This is a genomic window from Mariniflexile sp. (assembly GCF_052728615.1).
In genome coordinates this window covers 22,802-42,269 of the sequence record NZ_JBFVFE010000037.1, presented here as the reverse complement: position 1 = coordinate 42,269, position 19,468 = coordinate 22,802, and the positions used below count along the sequence as shown (strand labels likewise).

The following is a 19,468-nucleotide window of genomic DNA, read 5'->3' as shown; positions in this document are numbered from 1 at the left end:
TTAAGAATTAAGAATTAAGAATTAAGAATTAAGAATTAAGAATTAAGAATTAAGAATTAAGAATTAAGAATTAAGAATTAAGAAAAATAAAATTTTTGGAATTGGGTTTTTCATAATTTACCTGTTTTATTACTAAACTTATAAACAATAAACTCATAAACTTATCACCTCATAAACTCATAATCTCATTTACGCAATATTAGACATAGAAACCACTGGTGGCAAGTATAATGAAGAAGGTATAACCGAAATTGCTGTTTATAAATATGATGGCCATAAAGTGGTCGATCAGTTTATCAGTCTTATAAACCCAGAGCGGGATATTCAGCCCTTTGTGGTAAACCTTACCGGAATCAATAATAACATGTTGCGCAACGCCCCAAAATTTTATGAGGTGGCCAAACGCATTGTTGAAATTACCGAAGATTGTATTTTAGTGGCCCACAATGCTCAATTTGATTACCGGATTTTATGTACAGAATTCGGTCGTTTGGGGTTTGAATTTGTTCGTCCATCGCTTTGTACGGTCGAACTTGCCAAGGATTTAATTCCGGGACAAGAATCTTACAGTTTAGGGAAATTGGTACGCTCGCTTGGTATTCCTGTTGCCGACAGACATCGTGCTTCTGGTGATGCTTTGGCAACCGTGAAATTGTTCCAAATGCTATTGGACAAAGATACTGGCAAAAGCATCATCCAACAATCTATCAGGCTCAATCCAAAACTTCAATTGGAACCCAGGCATCTGGATATTATTGCCGACCTACCCTCGGTAACTGGCGTTTACTACATCCACAAAGCTGATGGCGATATCATTTATATTGGAAAAAGCAAAAACATCAAACAGCGCATCAATCAGCACTTCACAAGTACCAATCATAAATCAAAAAAAATACAGGCACAAGTTACGGCCGTAACTTATGAAGAAACCGGCAGCGAATTGGTAGCGCTTTTAAAGGAAAGCGAAGAAATAAAACGTATAAAACCTGTTTTTAACCGTGCGCTTAGGCGCACCACATTTACACACGCTCTGTATAGTTTTATTGACGCCAACAACTATATAAATTTAAAAATTGATGTGGCAGACGGACGTAAAAAACCCATAACTACGTTTAGCAACAGACAAAGCGGGAAAAGTTTTATTACAAAAGCTGTTGAGGATTACAGGTTATGCCAAAAATTAACGGGATTGTACAAAACAAAAACCAGTTGTTTTAATTACGACATTAAAACCTGCGATGGTGCTTGCATTGAAAAAGAAGCTATCGACACTTACAATAAACGCGTAGAAACCCTTATAGAAAAGTATAGCTATTCCAATAAAAACATGGTTATTATCGACCAAGGACGCGCTATTGATGAACGCAGTGCCATTTTAATAGAAAATGGGGTTTTTAAAGGCCTGGGCTTTTTTAATTTAAACTATCAAATCAATAATCTCGAGGTATTGGAATCAATTATAACCCCCATGCAAAACAATAGAGATACCCAACATATTATTCAAAGTCATATAAGAAGAAATAAACGGGTTAAAGTGATCACTTTTAATTAAAAATTATAAAGCTTAATTTTTAGTACTTTTGAAAGTATGCAAAAACAACAAATCACCAACTGGAAAACAAAACTTCATGACATTATTTATGAGGCAGACACCCCGGCTGGAAAATTGTTTGATGTTGTTTTATTAATTACCATTATAGCCAGTATCGTTCTGGTTATGTTAGAGAGCATAAAAAGTATTGATGCCAAATACCATAATATTCTTAATATTTCAGAATGGATCATAACCATTTTATTCAGTTTGGAATACATTGCTCGCATTATTAGCGTTAAAAAACCCATCCGTTATATTTTTAGTTTTTACGGCATTATCGATTTGCTGTCCACCATCCCAAAATATATTTCGCTTTTATTGGGTGGCATACATGCGCTTGCTGCCTTGCGCGCACTTCGTTTATTGCGTATTTTCAGGATATTGAAACTAGCCCGTTATTTAGGGGCTTCCAATATGTTATTGTCTGCCCTAAAGGCTAGTCGTGCCAAAATTTTGGTGTTTTTATTTGCAGTGCTCATTCTATCCATAATTTTTGGGACACTTATGTATTTAATAGAAGGGGAACCAAGTGGTTTTACAAGCATTCCCATTAGTGTATATTGGTGTATTGTAACCCTTACTACGGTTGGTTTTGGAGACATTGCCCCCGTTACTCCCATTGGTCAATTCATTGCAGCAGTTATCATGATTTTGGGTTACGGCATCATCGCCGTACCAACCGGCATTGTATCGGCAGAATATACGGCCCAAAACAAACCCGGAACACCCGCAAAAAAGGACATCGTTCATCTAAATACACAATCGTGTCCAAATTGTTCTGCTTCAAAACATAAGGATAACGCCGAATTTTGCTATAAATGTGGACACCACTTACACAATGCCTAAATACCTTGTTTCCATAATTGGGCCTACCGCCATCGGTAAAACAGCTTTAAGCATTATGCTGGCCAATTATTTTAAAACAGAAATAATTTCGGCGGACTCCAGACAGTTTTTTAAGGAAATGAGCATTGGTACCGCAGCGCCTTCCAAAGAGGAATTGGCTGCTGCCAAACACCACTTTATCCATCATAAATCCATTCACGACCATTATAGTGTCGGTGCTTTTGAAAAAGATGCCCTTTACTGTTTGGAAAACCTTTTTAAAATACACGATGTTGTCATCATGGTTGGTGGTTCCGGATTGTATGTGGATGCCGTAATATATGGCTTGGACGATTTTCCCGAAGTAGATGCCGATATCCGACAAACTTTAAATACCCAATTAGAAACAAACGGACTCCCCTTTCTTCAAAACCAACTTAAAGAATTGGATGCAGTAGCTTATAACACTATTGCCATTGATAATCCGCATCGCGTTATACGTGCTTTGGAAATTTGTATGGGAACGGGCCAACCGTATTCGTCATTTTTAAATAAGAAAAACATACACCGCAACTTTAAAACCATTTCAATAGGTTTAACTGCCGAAAGGGAAACCATATACCATCGCATCAACCAAAGAGTTGATATGATGATGCAACAAGGCTTGTTGGATGAAGTTAAAAACCTATTCACTTTTAAAGATTTGAATGCCTTAAATACAGTTGGTTATAAAGAACTGTTTAATTATTTAGAAGGTATATGGACGCTTGATTTTGCCATTTCAGAAATTAAAAAAAATTCCAGACGCTTTGCAAAAAGACAACTGACGTGGTTTAAAAAAAATGAAGATACTTTGTGGTTTGATTATTCAACGCATGCTGAAATTATTATTGAAGCTTGTGAAGCCCAAATAAATATCAATTAATACCATAAAAAATATTTTTTTTACCTAATAAAACAAAACTAAAGAATTGTACGTTTGCACTTTAATAATTGTTACTTTTTAAAGTATCTTTATAACCAAATAAATTTTTTATTCATGAACACTTTTTTAAAACGCATTTTAATACTTTTAAGCATCATAGCATTAAGCTTATTTTTATATTCCATTTTTGTTGAAAATATATTTGAAAAACGATTAAGCCCCAAGGACACTGTTGAATTTAAACTCAATGATTTAAAAATGAAAGTGTTTTACAACCGTCCCTACAAAAAAGGAAGGGAAATTTTTGGAGCTTTAGTGCCTTTCAATGAGGTTTGGAGAACGGGTGCCAATGAAGCAACCACTTTTGAAACCAACCAACCGCTTGCTGTTAATGGTACTTCATTACCTGCTGGAAAATACACGTTGTGGACCGTACCAAGAGATACCATGTGGACCGTTATCTTTAACTCAAAACAGTATTCCTGGGGGGTTAATTCTGAAATGAAACCCATGTGGGATCCCAATTACGATGTGGTGGATATTGAAGTCCCTGTAAAAAAACTGCATGCTCCCGTAGAGCAGTTTACCATAGCTTTTGATAATTCTACAGATAGTTTGGCACTTACCATGGCTTGGGACCATGTAAAGATTGCGGTGCCGCTTAATAGATAAGATTTCTGTTAAAAAAACACTTTTCTATTCAGCTTCAATTTAAACAACCTGCGTTTAAACATTTTTTTTAACTTATTTAAAAACCAATTTTATATGTGGAATAGAATTTTTCCAAATCGTTTTAAACTACTTAAAGCGTTCATTCTTATTTTTGTTTCACTTTCTTTTCTATTAAGATGCATTTTTTTATATAAAAGCATTTATGAAACCGACAACTCCCTTTTTACATTGATCAGTACTTTTGCTATAGGGTTGTTTTTTGATATTGGTACGGTCTCTTTTTTTGCAATACCATATATTATTTATTTAGTGGTCATCCCGAAAAAACTTTACGGCACCATTTTCGACCGTGTGGTTACCCATGTAGCATTCGCTCTTGGGCTTCTCATATTTTTATTTTCGTTTTTTGCCGAAATTACCTTTTGGATGGAATTTCACCGTCGTTTTAATTTTATAGCGGTAGATTATTTAATTTATACTTATGAAGTTGTTAAAAACATTAATGAATCTTACCCAATACCATGGTTGCTTGGAGCCATTTTAACGGTTCTTTTTATTTTAATATTCATTACGCACAAAGCTAAAGCGTTTCATTACACCTTTAAAAACCAAACAACCTTTAAAGAAAAACTTTTACCTGCTGCTTTAATAATAGGTATTGCCTTCATATTTGCAGCATTTGTAAATAATGAAAAAGCAGAGCAATTTGAAAACAGATACAACAATGAAATTGCGAAAACAGGCATTTATTCATTTTTTGCGGCTTTTAGAAACAACGAACTTTCCTATACCGATTTTTATAAAACCTTGAGTGAAGAACAGGTTTTCAGTATTTTAAAAAAAGACTATAAATCGCCAAAAGTGACATTTGTTAATCCAAAAGAAAAATCAATTTTAAGAACCGTAAAAAATTCTGACAGCTTAAAACTTCCTCAGCGCCCCAATATCATCCTTATATGTGTTGAAAGCTTAAGCAGTCGGTTTTTAAACTCTTTTGGCAGTGATCTAAACATTACCCCTACTTTGGATTCTTTGGCCAACGAAAGTTTGTTTTTTACCAACATTTATGCCACTGGCACCAGAACCGTAAGAGGCATGGAGGCCATAACCCTGTCCATTCCTCCCACCCCCGGACGCAGTATTGTAAAACGGGAGAACAATGGCGGCTTATTCACTATTGGAGAGGTTTTTAGGGAACAGGGTTATGAAAGAAACTTTTTTTATGGTGGAGACGGTTATTTTGATAATATGAACACTTATTTTGGAGGTAATGGGTTTAATATTGTTGATAGAGGAAGAGGTTTCTTGTTGGATACCAGCATAAAAACAAAACGCACCAATATTGATGATGATGAGGTTACCTTTGAAAATGCTTGGGGTGTTTGTGATGAAGATATTTACAATAAGGTCATAAAAGAAGCGGATAAAGCACAACTTACAGGAACCCCTTTTTTTAATTTTATAATGACCACTTCCAACCACCGCCCCTATACCTACCCTAAAGGAAAAATTGATATTCCATCTGGGACCAGTAGAGAAGGCGGTATTAAATACACCGATTATGCCATCGCAAACTTTTTAAAACAAGCCAAAACAAAACCATGGTACAACAATACTTTATTTGTAATTATGGCAGACCATTGTGCCAGTAGTGCTGGCAGGTGGGCGCTTGATGTGGAAAATTACCATATACCCGCCTTAATTTTCAATGCTGGAATCAAGCCCGAAAAGGTGCATCAGTTTTGCTCGCAAATAGATGTATTCCCAACCATTTTCGATTTGTTGAACTGGGATTATACCACCAACTTATTTGGTAAAAATATTTTAGATATGAAACCTGAAGATGAGCGTGCCTTTATTGGAAATTACCGAAAATTGGGCTTATTGAAATCAGACTCCTTAATGGTACTAAGCGACCAACATAAATCAGATTTCTATAAATGGGAGAGAACAGATAACAGCTTGAAAGAGATACCGGAAAATGCTACGTTTTTAAACAAGACCATTTCTTATTATCAGGCAGCAGATTATCTGTATCGCAATAAGGGTCTTAAAATAAAAAAATAGCTATTGACTCATATTCATTTCATTGTAAATCCCATTGCCGGAAAAGGTAACAACAACATCGGCCTAGATCTTCTGGAAGCATACTTTGATACGAATCTTTATAACATCGTTATAAAAACCGCAGACTATAAAAAACATGCCATTAAACTTACCCAAGAATCCATAAGTGAAAGAGCCGCTATTATTGTAGCGTGTGGTGGCGATGGCACCATTAACGAGGTGGCATCCTGTTTGGTACATACGTCCGTTACACTGGGCATTATCCCCCTTGGTTCCGGAAACGGTTTAGCGTCCCATTTAAATATTCCAAAAAACATTGATAAAGCATTACAACTAATTAAACTGCAACTCACCAAACAAATAGACGTTGGGCTGTTAAACAAAGACTATTTTTTTAGCAATACAGGAATTGGATTTGATGCACAGGTTATAAAAAATTACGAAGCATCCCATGGAAGGACCCTTACCAGCTATATTAAGGCCGCTTTAAAATCGTTAAAAAAATCTGATAAATTAATTGACGTTGAAACTAAATTAAAGGGGCACATTATAAACCACAGGCCTTTTTTAATTTTTATTTCAAACTCAAACGAACTTGGTTATAAGGTAAGTTTAACACCAAAAGCGTCGTTGGAAGATGGTATGTTGGATATTTTGATTGTATCGAAACTTAGCGTTATAAAAATTATTGTATTCATGCTGCTCATGGCCTTGAAACGTCATCATATATTAAAGGAAGTGAGCACCTACCAAACCGAGAACATTAAAATAACCCAAAAAAACAGGCCGTTGTTTCAAATACAAATTGATGGGGAATTCAAAATGATAAAAAGCAGAACCATCGAAATTACCGTGTTGGAAAAAGCTTTAAACGTTATCGCTTAAAACGTTAATTGGCAACAAATCTTCCTATAAGATATTGGGCAAATTTATAAAAAACAACACCCGATATCGCACCAAAAATCAATCCGAAAATTACATCTATCGGATAATGTACGCCCACATAAATTCTGCTATATCCCACCATGGCGCTCCAAAGCACTAAAATAAGTAGCAAGTTTTTATAATAAGGGCGCAACAATAGGCCCACAAAAACAGCTGCTGTCATGGAGTTGGACGAATGCCCCGAAAAGAAACCATACTTGCCACAACGCACCGCAATAAAGCGCATGTGGTCTATCAAGGCAGCTTCGCCACAAGGTCGTGGCCTTTCAAAAAAACGCTTAAAAGCATTCGCCATTTGATCTGTAAAAGCAATCATTAAAGCCGTTAACACCATAATGACCAATAAAGCCTTAATTCCAAACTTCCTATATAGCAAAAACAACAAAATAGCATAAAGTGGCACAAAAGTAATTTCGTGCGTTACTGCCAACCAAAAATTATCCCAGGTTGGCGAGCCTAAATTGTTCAGAAATAAAAATAACTGGGTGTCGTATTCTAAAAGATGTTCTATCATTTCAATTTTATTGGGCGTTACTCTCGTACCTCAAATCAGGCTCTACGCTATATTTTTTTTTTTGCTTTTAATAGCAAAAAAGATGCCGCTTCAAATGCAACGCATTCACGATTTCATTAATATAAAATTAATATCGATGAGTAATCCTTAACGCAGCTACTCTTCATATTTCAATATTTCATTATCATAAAACTCGGTAGCAAGCTTGATCATATTTTCAGTTTCCGCTACCAATTCCTTTTCATCTTCATCGTCAAAATCTTCAAACCATTCCAGGTCATCATCTTCAAGATTGATAATAAATCTAGGAAACTCCGTATGGATCACATAAATAGCATTGGGAAATTCGGTATTGTCGCCGAGGATAAATTTTGGTAGTGCCATTGTTATTGGTTATTGGTTATTGGTTATTGGTTATTGGACAAAATTAACTTTTTTGTTAGATAATTAAACCTAATATATAATAAAACTGCGGCTGTTGTTAAACCAGCAAGCAACCCTAACCAAATGCCAAAACTTCCATAAACATCTTCTTTCCCAAAAAACCAACTTACGGGAAACCCAATGAGCCAATACGAAATAAATGTGATAATGGTTGGTATTTTCACATCTTGCAAACCTCTCAAGGCACCTAAAACAACCACTTGCATACTATCGCTTATCTGAAAAATGGCGGCTGCAATCAATAACTTGGATGCAATACCGACCACTTCGGTATTATCCATTAAATTCTTGGCATCATCAAAATCCACATACAGCTTTGGTAATTGGTTATGAAATGCAAAAAAGATAATGGCAAAACACAATGCTAAAATAATGCCCAGTAAAAATATTGAAAAGGCAATACGGCGCAGCTCCACATAATTTTTTAAGCCCTTTTGATTGCCAACCCTAATCATAGCTGTTACGCTTAACCCAATGGCTACCATAAACGTCATCGAACTTAAATTCAGTGCTATTTGATTGGCCGCTTGCGGATTCTTGCCTAACAATCCACTCAACCAAATGGCAGCCGTAAAAATACCGACCTCAAAAAACATTTGCATGGCACTGGGCGAGCCCAAATTCAGGATTCTTTTAAGCATCAAAGTATCCAAAACAAAAAACTTGATGTTGGTTACAAACGCTTTTGATTTTTCATTTCTTTTAAGCAAAAACCACATGTACCATACCATAATCACTCTTGAAATGAGGGTTCCGTAAGCTGCTCCAACAATGCCCAATTCCGGGAAACCAAATTTTCCAAATATTAGTAAATAGTTAAAAACAACGTTAATAATATTTGCTACAACGGTTGCATACATGGGGTATCGCGTCATGGACAATCCGTCGCTAAACTGCTTAAACCCTTGAAATATAATTAAAGGAATTAATGAAATGGCTACCAAATCCAAATACGGAATGGCCAGCTCAACCACTTCTATGGGTTGCTTCATTAAATACATCAATGGTTTAGCAAAAAATACCAGTAGAAAAAGCAATACTCCCAAAACGGTACATAAAAAAAGCCCATGTTTGTAAGTGGATTTGCCTCTTTCAAAGTTATTTTCAGCATCCGCTTCTGCAATCAAAGGTGTTATGGCGGTTGAAAAACCGATACCCAAAGACATGGCAATAAACATAAAACTATTGCCCAACGACACGGCAGCAAGTTCGGCGGTCCCCAATTGCCCAACCATAATATTATCGACAAAGCCTACAAACGTATGCCCCAACATGCCCAACATGACTGGAGCTGCCAATTGCCAATTATATTTAAACTCTTTGGTATAATCTTTTAATTGCATCGCGCAAAAGTAAGATTTAGGTTTAGTATAAACGAATTTAAAAAAACTCTTTTTGACCCTTAGCTATTAACATTTGTTAATAATTTAAGATAGCTTTCTTAAAATTGGATGTTTTTTTAGCGTAAATTTGTGTGCCTTTAAAATCTACACAACATAGAAACATTTAGCTTTCATTTTATAGGGATTTAAAATTTTTAAGCTAATAGTTTCAATATTAAGGAGGAAATAATTTCCTCCTTCTTTTTATTCCTATGATAATTGATTTTTAGTAGATGCGCGTTATAAATGATTAAGTGTTCTTTTCGCTTCTTCAAATTCCTGCATCATATCCTCGACAATTTTTGACACAGGTTTTATATCATGAATCAAACCTGCTATTTGTCCTATTTCCAGTTCGCCTTCCTCCAAATTGCCTTCAAACATGCCTTTTTTTGCCCGTGCCCTCCCTAACAGTGTTTTAAGTTCCTCAGCACTTGGTGCTTTTTTATAAAGTTCTTGAAGGTCGTTGTAGAATTTATTTTTTATCAAGCGAACCGGTGCCAACTCTTTAAGTGTTAATTGGGTGTCGCCTTCTTTCGCATTAACAACTAATTGCTTAAAAGCATCGTGTGCCGAACTTTCCTCGCTGGCAACAAACCGACTGCCCAATTGCACGCCATCGGCCCCTAAAATCATGGTTGCCAACATCGCTTTTCCCGTAGCGATTCCTCCAGCTGCTATCAGCGGAATATGAATCTGTTCCTTTACCATAGGAATAAGCGTTAAGGTGGTGGTTTCATCACGCCCATTATGGCCTCCCGCCTCAAATCCTTCGGCAACCACCGCATCAACGCCAGCTTCTTGCGCTTTTAAGGCAAACTTTACGCTGCTAACCACATGCACCACGGTAATACCGCGTTCTTTTAACCAATGTGTCCACGTTTTTGGATCGCCTGCGGAAGTGAATACAATCTTAACGCCTTCTTCAACAATAATATCCATAATTTCCTGAAGGTTTGGATATAGCATGGGCACATTGACCCCAAAGGGTTTATCCGTTGCTTTTTTACATTTTTGAATGTGTTTACGCAGAACTTCTGGATACATGGAGCCCGCGCCAATTAAACCCAAAATTCCCGAATTGCTAGCTGCCGAAGCTAATCGCCAACCACTGTTCCAAACCATTCCTGCTTGTACCATGGGGTATTTAATGTTGAATAATTGTGTAATCCTATTATTGGACATTTATTGTTTGATGAGTTTAATGGTTTTTAATTGATTGGAAGATTGGATTTTAACGATATACATCCCGTTGGAAAGCGATGCTATATGGATACTTGGTGTTGAATTTGTTACCATTGTTTGGATAACCAGCTTGCCAAGAACATCAAAAACATACAGTTCAATAGCATTTTGGGAACCTAAGATAAAAAAGATATCACTAGATGCTGGATTTGGATATATTTTAAGTCCAAGATCATTTTCCAATAATTCAACCAAATCCAAACCATTATTAAGGGCCGTTTCTAAATTAGGAATCCCATAGCCCAAAAAGTAATCCGGCGTATTAAATTGTGAAGCCGATTTGCGAACCAATTGCATGATTTGTTCATTATTTAAAGAGGGTAAGGCTTGCCACAAACAAACCACACCTCCAGCCATAATAGGCGAACTAAAGCTGGTGCCATTGGCGGTTGTAATAATATCGTTTTCGGTGATAACAAAACTTGCCTCACCTTGCGCCACCACGTCTGGTTTTTGGGTTGGTTGTATATTGCTTCCTAGCGAACTAAAAGACGCATACGTACCATCTGATTTTACCGCTCCAATACTTAAAACACCCGCAGCATCGGCAGGAGCTCCAACAATAACCCAACCATCATTACCTGAATTTCCAGCAGAATTTACCAATAACATCCCTTTTTCAAAAGCGATGTTGGTGCCTTTGGTAATAAAAGCGGTATTGCCATTCATATCGGCATTGGTGTAGCTATATTTAGGATTATCATAAGTAGTATAGCCCAAAGACGTGTTTATCACATCAACCCCTAAACTATCGGCACGTTCGGCAGCTTCAACCCAATAACTTTCCTCAACAGGATTCTCATTGAGGTCATCTTCCGTTATAAATAAATAATAAGAAGCATCAGGAGCCGTACCCACATATTGATTCTCAACATAACCAGCCATGGTACTTAGCACCAACGTTCCGTGACTACTTGTAGTATTTACAGATACCTCGCTATTTCTGTTTACAAAATTATAACCCCCTTTTAAATTTCCTGCATTGCGCAATCGCTGAAAGGCAGCCATAGTATTTACCTTCGGAAAACCTGCATCCAAAACAGCAACTGTCATGCCTGTACCGGTATAGTTTGCCAAATGCAATTTTTCGCCCTTAAACATTTTAATTTGGTTAGCTGCACTTCCATAATTAAAATTGACTAGGGCATTCGTGAACTTAGATTGCTTTTTTTCTTGAACTTTTTTTGAAGTATTTAAACTTTTATCTGCAAAATCTATACGATTTATAAAAGGAAACGTGGTCTTTAAATTTTTGATATCGGTTTCACTACCTCGCACATGCACCGCATTAAACCATTTTGATTTTGCCTTAACCGTAATTCCGACCGTATTTTTAAGTTGTGTGATGTAAGCTTCGTTCACAGGAACATCGCGTGAATCAATAATAACTCCATGTGCGTTTTTCCTGTTGATGGCTTTTTGGGTTAGTATTGAAATAGGATTTGAAATGGAAGAAGCCACATTCTGTTTATCAGTTAAATACACCCACGCATCTTGTTGTGCAAATAGGTTTGACTGACAATACAGCACTATAAATAACAGTAGGCATTTTTTCATTGGGAAACGATTTAAGTACTTGCAATTTAAGAAATTACTCCCGAACCAACTAATTCGTCGTTTAAGTACCATGCTACAAATTGCCCTTCGGTAATTGCAGATTGAAATGCCTCAAATTCTACGTACAAACCACTATCCACTTTGTGCAAAATGGCTTTTTGAAGTGGTTGGCGGTATCTTATTCTAGCCATCACGGACATGGTTTCGTCCAATTTAAGAGCTAAATCTTCCCGAACCCAATGCAATTCTTCGTTAGTAACAAACAAAGCTTTTTTAAATAAACCCGGATGTTCTTTACCTTGACCTGTATAAATCACATTTTCTTCAACATCGGTATCAATAACGAACAAAGGCTCTAAAGTACCACCCACAGCCAATCCTTTACGCTGCCCTTTTGTAAAATAATGAGCGCCTTGATGCTTTCCGACTATTTTTCCGTCATTAACATGATAATCAATTTTACGCGATAAATATTTTAGCTTGTCTTCTTCTGAAATGAATTCTTTTTGGGTTTCACTAAAAATTTCTTGTTCTTTTGGAATTTCAACTATCACCCCTTCTTTAGGTTTTAGTTGCTGTTGAAGAAAATCGGGCAACTTCACTTTCCCTATAAAACAAAGTCCTTGCGAATCTTTCTTTTGGGCAGTAACCAAATCTTGTTGCATAGCTATTTCACGCACTTGCGGTTTGGTCAACTCCCCAATTGGGAACAACGATTTAGCCAATTGTTCTTGCGATAATTGGCATAAAAAATAGGATTGGTCTTTATTATCATCAACACCCATCAATAATTGATAGATGTTTTTTCCATCTTTTTGGATGGTGCCCTTTCTGCAATAATGACCCGTTGCTACATAATCAGCGCCCAATTCCAATGCCATATCCATAAATACATCAAACTTAATCTCCCTGTTACAAAGCACATCGGGGTTTGGTGTTCTGCCTTTTTCATATTCATGGAACATATAATCTACAATGCGCTCTTTATATTGTTCGCTTAAATCCACCGTTTGAAATGGGATCCCCAATTTTTCTGCGACCAACATGGCATCATTGCTATCATCCAACCAAGGGCATTCGTTGGAAATAGTTACCGAATCGTCATGCCAGTTTTTCATAAACAAGCCAATAACCTCATACCCTTGCTGCTTTAATAAATAAGCTGCAACGCTAGAGTCCACACCACCTGAAAGGCCTATAACAACTCGTTTCATTTCCATCAATTTTGAATGCAAAGATATAAATTTATAACCACCTTAATCAGGGATTTAAGGAATGTTAACATACTTCTCAAAAAATATTGTTTAATTATTTTAACAAAACTTTAAACATTTTACAACGTATTTTGTTTAATAATTATATATATTTGTTAAACAAAAAAACTTTTTATATATGAAAACTTCAAACTTATTAAACAAATTAGTATTCCTTTTCGTAGGATTGGCGTTAATAACATCATGCAAAGACGATGACAACAACACCATGACCCCAGAAACCATTTCTGAAATAGCAGCAGCTACGCCAGATTTAAGTAATTTGGTGGCTGCTTTACAACGTGCCAATTTGGTAGCAACTTTAGATGCACCAGGAACTTACACCGTTTTTGCCCCAACCAATGCTGCATTTAGCGCATTTTTGACAGCGAATAACTTTGCAACGCTTAACGATGTTCCAGTAAATGTGTTGACACAAGTGTTGTTAAACCACGTTATAGCCGAAGAATTACCTGCCGCAAGTTTAACTACGGGGTATAAAAACACGTTGGCAACTTATGCTGCTACCAATTTGAACCTTAGTATGTTCGTAAATACTACTGATGGCGTTAAATTAAACGGCGTATCGAACGTAGTAACTCCAAATATTGAAGCAACCAACGGTATCATCCATGTGGTAGACGCGGTTATTGGCATCCCAACAGTGGTGACTTTTGCAACCGCTGACCCTAATTTTTCAACCTTGGTAAGTGCTTTAACGACCTTAACACCTGCAACGGATTTTGTAACCATATTATCAAATACTTCAAAAGCCTATACGGTTTTTGCGCCTACAAATGCTGCATTTACTGCTTTAGGTACGCCTCCTGCAGAACCCGTATTGACCAAAGTTCTGTTACATCATGTGGTAGAAGGCAATATACAATCGGGAGGTTTAACACCAAACGGTACAACTACCGCACCAAGTTTAGAAGGTGACAATTTAATGATTACATTACCGGGAACGGGAGGAAATATTGCGAATATGACTGACGGTTCAGGAAACTCAAATATTGGAATAATTGCTGTAAACATTCAAGCCGGAAATGGAGTAATGCATGCCATAAACAAAGTGGCTATCCCCAATACAGAGAATTGATTTTTTGTTTAGTTGTTTTTTATAGGCAGTGATTGATAGCTTTATCCCTAAAGATTGTCTATGAAAAAGAAGGCTCCTTAAGCAATTAAGGAGTTTTTTTTATGTATTTAGGTACATAGGTAAAATCTTTTTCTTCAGTAAGTTTTCCGTTTTCATAGTACTTCCAAACGCCGTCTTTTTTTCCATTTTTATACGACCCTTCCGCAACCAATTCACCTTTTGGAGTGTAATATTTTGAAGGGCCGTGCAATTCACCATTCACATAGATAACATCGCTTAACACCACATTTTTATCTGAATATACTACAGAAGCCCCATCCAACTTTCCGTTTTTATAGAACTGTTTTTCAGCTATTTGTCCGTTAGGATAATACACTAAACGTTCACCATTCAAAACGCCCGCATCATTATAATGCTCCAAAGTGAGTAGCTTATCGTTGGTTTTCTGATAGTATTTCCATGCGCCAATATATTTCTTGCCATCCATCTGGCCTTCGCTTATAATTTTTCCTGTGGAAGCAAAAAACTTTACGTACGCCTTATTATTGGCTTCGTTGAATTCTTTGGTAGCCGTCAGTACCGCTTTTTTCTTGATGTTCTTATAGAATTTAAAAACACCCATTTCTTTTCCATGCAGAAACTCACCTTCGTACCTTAAAACATTGGTGCCATCAAAATTTTTTTTCCAGATGCCATGGTTCTTTCCGTTTGTATCCAATTGATTGATTTCTTGTGAAGAAACTAATATGGCAATAAATAAAAATAAGATGGTGTACGTTGTTTTCATGTGTTTATATTTATTGTTTTTTTATCGGTCACATGGTTCTTCCATATAATCATTCGCTTGGGTATCGAGAGTTCGTTATGGAAGTTTCATAGAAAATGATTTTAACAATGATTTCTTTTAATTTCTGAATACCCTATTAACGAAACTATGGGTTTCAAATTGTGTGTAACAAAAATACCCAGAGTAACATGTTTAAATAAAACGGTTTTATATAACTTTTAATAATAAACTTAATTAGTCTGGTTTTTTTGCTTTGTGCAGCGCTGTGTTTTTTTTTTGTGTAACTCGGTGCAACAGCTATACACAAAGATGCACAAAATATTACACGAAGTTTCACGAAGCCCCTTGACTTTTTATAAAAGCCTTTGCAATAAAAAAGCTGCCAGTTAAGGCAGCTTATAAATTATTTTTTCTTTTTTTGTTGCAATTGCTTTTGTTGTTCTGCCTGCTCCATCATTTCTGCCATTTTCTTTTGGAATCGGTTTTCCTTTTTAGGCTTCTTTTTATTCTCTTGAATTTGGGCATGGATTTTATCTTCATCAAGAATATAATTTTTGATCACCAAAATGATTCCTATACTGATTAAGTTTGAAATAAAGTAATACAAACTCAACCCAGAAGCGTAATTATTAAAGAAAAACAACATCAGGATGGGGGAAAAGTACATCATGTACTTCATCATTTTAGACATATCCGGCATCCCTTCTTGCGTTGGTTGCGATGCCATTTGATCGCCCGTGGTTAAACGCATATAGAAGAAAATGGCAATGGAAGCCAATATAGGAAACAAACTCACATGGTCGCCATAAAACGGAATTTTCCATCCTGGAGGAAAATGATAAATGGTATCATACGATGACAAATCCTTTACCCAAAGAAAACTTTTTTGACGTAAATCGAACGCCGATGGGAAAAACTGAAACAAGGCATAAAACACGGGCAGCTGCACCAATGCTGGCAAACAACCTGCCATGGGGCTAGCGCCTGCTTTGTTTTGTAGTGCCAATGTTTCTTGCTGCGCTTTCATTTTATTGTCTTTATGCTTTGCGCGGATGGCATCCAACTCCGGTTTTAGAATTTTCATTTTCGCTTGCGACAAAAACTGCTTGTACTGCACGAACGACATCAATAACTTGATCAAAATAGTCATGACGATGATGGCAATTCCGTAAGGTAAAAACGTGCCTAAAAAAGCAAATAGCGGAATAAAAAGATATCTGTTTATCCACCCAAAAATACCCCAACCCAATGGCACAATTTCATCTAAATTCCTATCGTATTTATTCAATATTTTATAATCACTTGGACCATAATACCAATCCATCGATTTATTGATTTCTCCACCGGCAAGTTCCAAAGGCAATTTTGCGGAAAACGCTTTGGTGTAAACCGTATCAATATCTTCGTTCTGCACTAAGTTTTCAGACTGAAAAGCCCCTATTTTAAAAGGCGCGTCTGCCAATAAGATAGATGTAAAAAAGTGTTGTTTAAAGGCCACATAAGTAACATCTTCGCCAGTATCTTCTGCCAATTTACGTTGCCCTAAATAGTCGTCTTTTCCTCCTTCGTATTCAAAAACCAACTCGGTATATCTGTTTTCATAAGAAATACTCTTAGCATTGCGATAAGTTTTTAAGTTCCAATCCAAATCAATAGGTTGTGAACTGTTGATAACATCTTTCAACCCTTGCGAACGAATGGAAAAACCCATCATATAGTCCCCATCTTTCAATTCGTATCGGTATTCCAAAAACTGAGTGTCCGATACTTTTAGTTTCATTGAAACTATGGTGTTGTTCCCGTTTTTGGTTACCGTGGGTTCAAAATATAAATCCTTGGTATTTAAAATTCGGCTGTCGGTAGTTGCAAAATTTATATTAAAAGACGCATTGTTATCTTTAATGATATATATGGGCCTATCTTTAAAATCGGTGTATTTTTTAAGTTTTACTTCTGAAAGATACCCCCCCTTATTGTTGAATTTTAAAGCCAGCAAATCGCTTTCCACCAGGGTTTCTTCTTTTGAGGCGTTGGCCGCAGAATAAGCAAAAGCACCTAGTTTATTCTTTAAATTTACCAATTGAAGTGAATCGGCAACAGAACCGGCAGCAAAATCATCCGCTGTGGTAACTTTAATTTGTTCTTGCGCTTTGGTTTTGCTCTCTTTTTCAACCTGTTCTTGCTTCGCTTTTTCTTTAGCTTTCAATTCTTCTGGCGTGGGTTGATTTTGCCAAAGCATATACATTAATATTCCAAAAATAAGCACAAAACCTATAATCGAATTAATGTCCAATTTTTTTTCTTCCATGTATTCTCTAAGTTTTAGACTTGACAGCCCCGATATCTATCGGGATTAAAACCTGTCAGGTCTTTTGTCAAGTTATTCTTTATAGCCAAAAAGCTATCCAATTTTAATTTTGTGCCATCTTGACACTTGTTTTCTTTTTTTTGAAATTTAAAGCTGCCTTTACAAATGCCACAAACAAGGGGTGTGGGTTGGCAACCGTACTCTTATATTCTGGGTGGTATTGCACGCCAATAAACCACGGATGCGTTGGTATTTCTATAATTTCAACCAAACCAGTCTCTGGGTTCAAGCCTGTTGCTACCATACCGGCAGCTTCCATTTGGGCTTTGTATTTACCATTAAATTCGTAACGGTGTCTGTGACGCTCTTTAATGCTTTCGGTTTTATAAATATCACGAACCCCACTTCCTAATTTTAAATCGCAGTCCCAAGCCCCCAAACGCATCGTTCCACCTTTATCGGTAATGGTTTTTTGGTCTTGCATTAAATCGATAACAGGATTTTTGGTTTTAGGATTCATTTCGGTAGAATCGGCATCAGGAATACCCAATACATTCCTGGAAAATTCAATTACCGCCATTTGCATGCCCAAACAGATACCAAAAAATGGCACATTGTTTTCGCGTACATATTTTACCGCGTCAATTTTGCCTTCAATACCGCGCTCCCCAAAGCCGGGTGCCACTAAAACACCATCCAAATGTGCTAATTTTAATTTGATGTTATCCGTGCTCAAATATTCTGAATGTACCGATTCTACATTTACTTTTACCTCATTTTCCGCACCTGCATGAATAAAGGCTTCCAAAATGGATTTATAGGAATCTTGCAACTCTACATATTTACCAATCAACCCAATGGTAATTTCAGATTTTGGATTTTTATGGCGCTTTAAAAATTCGTTCCACCTTGTAATGTCCGGGGTCGAACTATTAAGTCCTAATTTTTTCAACACGACTTTATCCAAACCTTCTTCCAACATCATGTTAGGCACATCGTAAATGGTTGATGCATCAATAGATTGAATAACGGCTTCTTCACGAACATTGCAAAACAAGGCCAGTTTTCGGCGTAAATCATAAGGTAGATCGTGTTCCGTTCTACACACCAAAATGTCTGCTTGCACCCCGCTTTCCATTAAAGTTTTTACACTGTGCTGGGTGGGCTTTGTTTTTAATTCGCCCGCAGCAGATAGATAAGGCACTAAAGTTAAATGGATAACAATACCGTTATTCTCGCCTAAATCCCAACGTAATTGACGCACCGCTTCAATATATGGCAACGATTCTATATCGCCCACAGTGCCTCCAATTTCGGTAATGACAATATCGTAATCGCCCGATTTCCCTAATATTTGGACACGTTCCTTTATCTCATCGGTAATATGTGGAACCACTTGCACCGTTTTGCCCAAAAACTCGCCACGACGCTCTTTTTGTATCACACTTTGGTAAATTCTGCCCGTGGTAACGTTATTGGCTTGACTTGTGGGAACGTTTAAGAAACGCTCGTAATGACCTAGATCCAAGTCGGTTTCAGCGCCATCTTCGGTTACATAGCACTCGCCATGTTCGTATGGATTCAACGTTCCTGGATCTACGTTAATGTATGGATCTAATTTTTGAATGGTTACCCGATACCCTTGGGCCTGAAGTAATTTAGCAAGCGATGCCGCAATAATGCCCTTTCCTAGTGATGATGTAACCCCACCGGTTACAAAAATGTATTTTGCTGTAGTTGTCATGTTGCGCTTATAAACGCAGGCAAATTTACAACATTTAAATAGTTATTTTGGGATTGTTTTTTAGATATTTAAAAGGGAGTTGTTAACAATGGTTTTGGGTTAGAAAA

The 19,468-nt window shown here is 36.7% G+C and carries 16 protein-coding genes; 7 read left to right on the top strand and 9 right to left on the bottom strand.

Translation table 11 applies throughout. The features are described 5' to 3' along the window. Positions 1–187 precede the first annotated feature (187 nt). The 6 genes from ACU1LP_RS13630 to ACU1LP_RS13605 all read left to right on the top strand — a co-directional run bounded on the left by ACU1LP_RS13630 (position 188) and on the right by ACU1LP_RS13605 (position 6,968). Positions 188–1,552 (top strand): exonuclease domain-containing protein, encoded by a 1,365-nt coding sequence (locus tag ACU1LP_RS13630; RefSeq protein WP_445734745.1) that lies wholly within the window; start codon positions 188–190, stop codon positions 1,550–1,552. A gap of 36 nt (positions 1,553–1,588) precedes the next feature. After that, a complete protein-coding gene (locus ACU1LP_RS13625) occupies positions 1,589–2,440 on the top strand; it encodes an ion transporter (RefSeq protein ID WP_445734743.1) in 852 nt (283 codons plus the stop codon). Continuing rightward, positions 2,433–3,344 (top strand): tRNA (adenosine(37)-N6)-dimethylallyltransferase MiaA, encoded by a 912-nt coding sequence (miaA, locus tag ACU1LP_RS13620; protein WP_445734744.1) that lies wholly within the window; start codon positions 2,433–2,435, stop codon positions 3,342–3,344. Before ACU1LP_RS13625 ends, miaA begins: the two co-directional genes overlap by 8 nt. Before the next feature lie 114 nt (positions 3,345–3,458). Continuing rightward, positions 3,459–4,016, top strand: a complete 558-nt coding sequence (locus tag ACU1LP_RS13615; protein ID WP_445732762.1) for a DUF2911 domain-containing protein — start codon at positions 3,459–3,461, stop codon at positions 4,014–4,016. Between the two features lie 93 nt (positions 4,017–4,109). After that, positions 4,110–6,083: an LTA synthase family protein gene (locus tag ACU1LP_RS13610; protein ID WP_445736517.1), complete on the top strand. Its 1,974-nt coding sequence runs from the start codon at positions 4,110–4,112 to the stop codon at positions 6,081–6,083. A gap of 3 nt (positions 6,084–6,086) precedes the next feature. Continuing rightward, entirely contained in the window at positions 6,087–6,968 is an 882-nt protein-coding gene (locus ACU1LP_RS13605) for a diacylglycerol/lipid kinase family protein (RefSeq protein ID WP_445736516.1), read from the top strand. 4 nt (positions 6,969–6,972) lie between these two features. Here the strand turns inward: ACU1LP_RS13605 and ACU1LP_RS13600 are convergent, their stop codons facing one another. From ACU1LP_RS13600 to mnmA, 6 genes are all read right to left on the bottom strand, one after another. Continuing rightward, a complete protein-coding gene (locus ACU1LP_RS13600) occupies positions 6,973–7,542 on the bottom strand; it encodes a phosphatase PAP2 family protein (RefSeq protein WP_445736515.1) in 570 nt (189 codons plus the stop codon). Between the two features lie 156 nt (positions 7,543–7,698). Then, entirely contained in the window at positions 7,699–7,926 is a 228-nt protein-coding gene (locus ACU1LP_RS13595; protein ID WP_445736514.1) for a hypothetical protein, read from the bottom strand. 23 nt (positions 7,927–7,949) lie between these two features. Beyond that, a complete protein-coding gene (locus ACU1LP_RS13590) occupies positions 7,950–9,329 on the bottom strand; it encodes an MATE family efflux transporter (RefSeq protein ID WP_445736513.1) in 1,380 nt (459 codons plus the stop codon). A gap of 279 nt (positions 9,330–9,608) precedes the next feature. Further along, the gene (locus tag ACU1LP_RS13585; RefSeq protein ID WP_445736512.1) at positions 9,609–10,553 is read right to left on the bottom strand and encodes an NAD(P)H-dependent flavin oxidoreductase; all 945 of its coding nucleotides are present in this window, start codon (positions 10,551–10,553) and stop codon (positions 9,609–9,611) included. After that, positions 10,554–12,170 carry a S8 family serine peptidase gene (locus tag ACU1LP_RS13580; RefSeq protein ID WP_445736511.1) on the bottom strand — a complete coding sequence of 539 codons (1,617 nt, stop codon included), beginning with the start codon at positions 12,168–12,170 and terminating at the stop codon, positions 10,554–10,556. It lies immediately after the preceding gene. A gap of 26 nt (positions 12,171–12,196) precedes the next feature. Continuing rightward, positions 12,197–13,384 carry a tRNA 2-thiouridine(34) synthase MnmA gene (mnmA, locus tag ACU1LP_RS13575; RefSeq protein ID WP_445736510.1) on the bottom strand — a complete coding sequence of 396 codons (1,188 nt, stop codon included), beginning with the start codon at positions 13,382–13,384 and terminating at the stop codon, positions 12,197–12,199. Positions 13,385–13,562: 178 nt separating this feature from the next. Here mnmA and ACU1LP_RS13570 point away from each other — a divergent pair, with 178 nt between their 5' ends. After that, a complete protein-coding gene (locus ACU1LP_RS13570) occupies positions 13,563–14,522 on the top strand; it encodes a fasciclin domain-containing protein (protein ID WP_445736509.1) in 960 nt (319 codons plus the stop codon). Between the two features lie 85 nt (positions 14,523–14,607). Here ACU1LP_RS13570 and ACU1LP_RS13565 read toward each other — a convergent pair whose 3' ends face one another. The 3 genes from ACU1LP_RS13565 to ACU1LP_RS13555 form a co-directional block, all read right to left on the bottom strand. After that, positions 14,608–15,309: a toxin-antitoxin system YwqK family antitoxin gene (locus ACU1LP_RS13565; protein WP_445736508.1), complete on the bottom strand. Its 702-nt coding sequence runs from the start codon at positions 15,307–15,309 to the stop codon at positions 14,608–14,610. A 403-nt stretch (positions 15,310–15,712) separates the two neighbouring features. Next, positions 15,713–17,617 carry a membrane protein insertase YidC gene (gene yidC, locus ACU1LP_RS13560; RefSeq protein ID WP_445736507.1) on the bottom strand — a complete coding sequence of 635 codons (1,905 nt, stop codon included), beginning with the start codon at positions 17,615–17,617 and terminating at the stop codon, positions 15,713–15,715. 103 nt (positions 17,618–17,720) lie between these two features. After that, positions 17,721–19,361, bottom strand: a complete 1,641-nt coding sequence (locus ACU1LP_RS13555) for a CTP synthase (protein ID WP_445736506.1) — start codon at positions 19,359–19,361, stop codon at positions 17,721–17,723. Positions 19,362–19,468: the final 107 nt, after the last annotated feature.

Excerpts from the sequence above, each read along its gene's own strand:
- ACU1LP_RS13625 (WP_445734743.1), top strand. The coding sequence starts at position 1,589 with ATGCAAAAACAACAAATCACCAACTGGAAAACAAAACTTCATGACATT.
- miaA (WP_445734744.1), top strand. The coding sequence starts at position 2,433 with ATGCCTAAATACCTTGTTTCCATAATTGGGCCTACCGCCATCGGTAAA.
- ACU1LP_RS13615 (WP_445732762.1), top strand. The coding sequence starts at position 3,459 with ATGAACACTTTTTTAAAACGCATTTTAATACTTTTAAGCATCATAGCA.
- ACU1LP_RS13610 (WP_445736517.1), top strand. The coding sequence starts at position 4,110 with ATGTGGAATAGAATTTTTCCAAATCGTTTTAAACTACTTAAAGCGTTC.
- ACU1LP_RS13600 (WP_445736515.1), bottom strand. The coding sequence starts at position 7,542 with ATGATAGAACATCTTTTAGAATACGACACCCAGTTATTTTTATTTCTG.
- ACU1LP_RS13595 (WP_445736514.1), bottom strand. The coding sequence starts at position 7,926 with ATGGCACTACCAAAATTTATCCTCGGCGACAATACCGAATTTCCCAAT.
- ACU1LP_RS13590 (WP_445736513.1), bottom strand. The coding sequence starts at position 9,329 with ATGCAATTAAAAGATTATACCAAAGAGTTTAAATATAATTGGCAATTG.
- ACU1LP_RS13585 (WP_445736512.1), bottom strand. The coding sequence starts at position 10,553 with ATGTCCAATAATAGGATTACACAATTATTCAACATTAAATACCCCATG.
- ACU1LP_RS13580 (WP_445736511.1), bottom strand. The coding sequence starts at position 12,170 with ATGAAAAAATGCCTACTGTTATTTATAGTGCTGTATTGTCAGTCAAAC.
- mnmA (WP_445736510.1), bottom strand. The coding sequence starts at position 13,384 with ATGAAACGAGTTGTTATAGGCCTTTCAGGTGGTGTGGACTCTAGCGTT.
- ACU1LP_RS13570 (WP_445736509.1), top strand. The coding sequence starts at position 13,563 with ATGAAAACTTCAAACTTATTAAACAAATTAGTATTCCTTTTCGTAGGA.
- ACU1LP_RS13565 (WP_445736508.1), bottom strand. The coding sequence starts at position 15,309 with ATGAAAACAACGTACACCATCTTATTTTTATTTATTGCCATATTAGTT.
- yidC (WP_445736507.1), bottom strand. The coding sequence starts at position 17,617 with ATGGAAGAAAAAAAATTGGACATTAATTCGATTATAGGTTTTGTGCTT.
- ACU1LP_RS13555 (WP_445736506.1), bottom strand. The coding sequence starts at position 19,361 with ATGACAACTACAGCAAAATACATTTTTGTAACCGGTGGGGTTACATCA.